Here is a 2,500-nt window from a genome sequence, read left to right as displayed (position 1 = left end):
CTTAGAAAACTTCGATCACGAAATGAAAGAATTAGAAAAGCGTTTCGAATTAAAAACCGCACCAATAAATGAGTTCTCAACATCATGGCATCATCAAACTCCCGCCATGATTTATAAAGGGAATTTTAGCGAAGGCGATATTACTGATCCTTTATTTCCACGTCATCCAACTTTTGAAAGCTTTTATGATACTGAATGTATACAACTTGTCCAAACAATATTTCAAAATGATTTCGACACATATAAATACAGCAAAGAATATCCATACTAACTTTAGTCTATTATCTTTGCTAAATAAAAAAGATACCTCATATATAAGGTATCTTTTTAACATTTCAATTATATAAATCATACTGTTTAACAGTCTCTATTCTCCACCTTGTTACCTTTTAATAGATTACATAACTTTTGCTTATCCGCCCATCCTACTCCAATTAAGACTAAACTCGCTCCCATTATTACTCTCCATGTCAGAGATTCATTTAATAGAATAATTGAAGTAATAATACTTATTAATGGTAATGCATTTAAATATAATCCGCTTACTGATGCTGAAACTCTCTCTAGCGCTTTATTCCAAAACCAATACGCTAAAATTGTTGCTCCAATAACAAGGTATATTACACTAAGTACCGTTTTCCAAGTTTCAACCTTTGGGAGACCGTAATAAAAAATTTCTACCAGTGCAAACGGTAAGAGAATAACAGCTCCAATAATTAAAGTTAATGTTGTAAAAACCTCGTTTGATAAATACTGTTCTTGTTTTGGTCGTTTTAGCAAAACTGTGTAGAAAGCAAATAGAAAAGTACTTAATAATATTAGTATATCCCCTATTAAGGACACTTCTTGATTAGCACTTTTAGATGGAATCGTAATAAAGAGTACTCCTATAGCACCCAATATAATTCCTATCCAATAATTCAATCGAATTTCCTCTTTTAAAAAGAGTGCTGAAAAAAGAATTGTAACCAATGGTAACGCAGCATCTATAATACTCACATGTAATCCACTGGTTAAAGAAATGCCGTAGGATGTAAACATAAAATAACCAGCTACACCGGTAAAAGCTAACAAACTCATTCTTTTCCATGGAACTTTTTTATGTACAACTGATTTTTGTAGTTCCTTAAATGAGAATATCATACAAATTCCACCTGCAAAGAAAAGACGAATAAATAACAAAGTAAACGGCTGAATAGATTCTAACGCCCATTTTGTTGGCGCAATGGCTGTACCCCATAATATAACAGCCACTAATAACATGCATATTTCTTTCATAATTCCCCACACCCATCAAAAATATATGTTAACTACCTTAATTATAGATTTTTTCTAATGTAAAATCCTTTAAAAGCACAAAAGGTTATGTAAGATCACAAACATTCTTTTTACATCTGGACTATATTCTTGAAAAGGTAATTCTTACCTTTAAATTTAAAATAATAAAATAAACACAAAAAAACCTAAGTCAAAATGACTTAGGTTTTTGCTTGGCGACGTCCTACTCTCACAGGGACAAGGTCCCAACTACCATCGGCGCTAGAGAGCTTAACTTCCGTGTTCGGTATGGGAACGGGTGTGACCTCTCTGCCATCATCACCAAACTATGAAGGCATATTCCTTCAAAACTAGATAACATTTGCTACATATTATATGGTTAAGTCCTCGATCTATTAGTATTCGTCAGCTCCACATGTCACCATGCTTCCACCTCGAACCTATCAACCTGATCATCTTTCAGGGATCTTACTAGCTTACGCTATGGGAAATCTCATCTTGAGGGGGGCTTCATGCTTAGATGCTTTCAGCACTTATCCCTTCCGCACATAGCTACCCAGCTATGCCCTTGGCAGAACAACTGGTACACCAGCGGTGCGTCCATCCCGGTCCTCTCGTACTAAGGACAGCTCCTCTCAAATTTCCTACGCCCACGACGGATAGGGACCGAACTGTCTCACGACGTTCTGAACCCAGCTCGCGTACCGCTTTAATGGGCGAACAGCCCAACCCTTGGGACCGACTACAGCCCCAGGATGCGATGAGCCGACATCGAGGTGCCAAACCTCCCCGTCGATGTGGACTCTTGGGGGAGATAAGCCTGTTATCCCCGGGGTAGCTTTTATCCGTTGAGCGATGGCCCTTCCATGCGGAACCACCGGATCACTAAGCCCGACTTTCGTCCCTGCTCGACTTGTAGGTCTCGCAGTCAAGCTCCCTTATGCCTTTGCACTCTACGAATGATTTCCAACCATTCTGAGGGAACCTTTGGGCGCCTCCGTTACACTTTAGGAGGCGACCGCCCCAGTCAAACTGCCCACCTGACACTGTCTCCCGGGTCGATAAGACCCGTAGGTTAGAATTTCAATACAGTCAGGGCGGTATCCCACCAGCGCCTCCACCGAAGCTAGCGCTCCGGTTTCAATGGCTCCCGCCTATCCTGTACAAACTGTACCAAAATTCAATATCAGGCTACAGTAAAGCTCCACGGGGTCTTTCCGTC

At 39.8% G+C, this 2,500-nt stretch carries 2 protein-coding genes and 2 rRNA genes (2 of these 4 cut by a window edge); 1 reads left to right on the top strand and 3 read right to left on the bottom strand.

Annotated elements, in window-relative coordinates:
- Positions 1-271: the final stretch of a sulfotransferase family 2 domain-containing protein gene (locus tag V7S45_RS01695; protein WP_000483018.1), read on the top strand. Its footprint begins 521 nt before the window's first position; only the last 271 of its 792 coding nucleotides appear in the window; the start codon falls outside the window, past its left edge; it ends in the stop codon at positions 269-271.
- Positions 272-357: 86 nt separating this feature from the next.
- On the opposite strand, the gene V7S45_RS01690 is transcribed toward V7S45_RS01695, so the two are convergent.
- The 3 genes from V7S45_RS01690 to V7S45_RS01680 form a co-directional block, all read right to left on the bottom strand.
- Positions 358-1,278 carry a DMT family transporter gene (locus tag V7S45_RS01690; protein WP_000658271.1) on the bottom strand — a complete coding sequence of 307 codons (921 nt, stop codon included), beginning with the start codon at positions 1,276-1,278 and terminating at the stop codon, positions 358-360.
- A gap of 210 nt (positions 1,279-1,488) precedes the next feature.
- Positions 1,489-1,604, bottom strand: a 5S ribosomal RNA gene (rrf, locus tag V7S45_RS01685).
- A 49-nt stretch (positions 1,605-1,653) separates the two neighbouring features.
- A 23S ribosomal RNA gene (locus tag V7S45_RS01680) occupies positions 1,654-2,500 on the bottom strand (it continues 2,075 nt past the right edge of the window).

Source organism: Bacillus sp. BR3(2024), from assembly GCF_039134555.1.
GTDB classification, from domain to species: domain Bacteria; phylum Bacillota; class Bacilli; order Bacillales; family Bacillaceae_G; genus Bacillus_A; species Bacillus_A cereus.
Note: the sequence above shows the minus strand (reverse complement) of the source record. Positions and strands in the feature narration are given on the sequence as shown.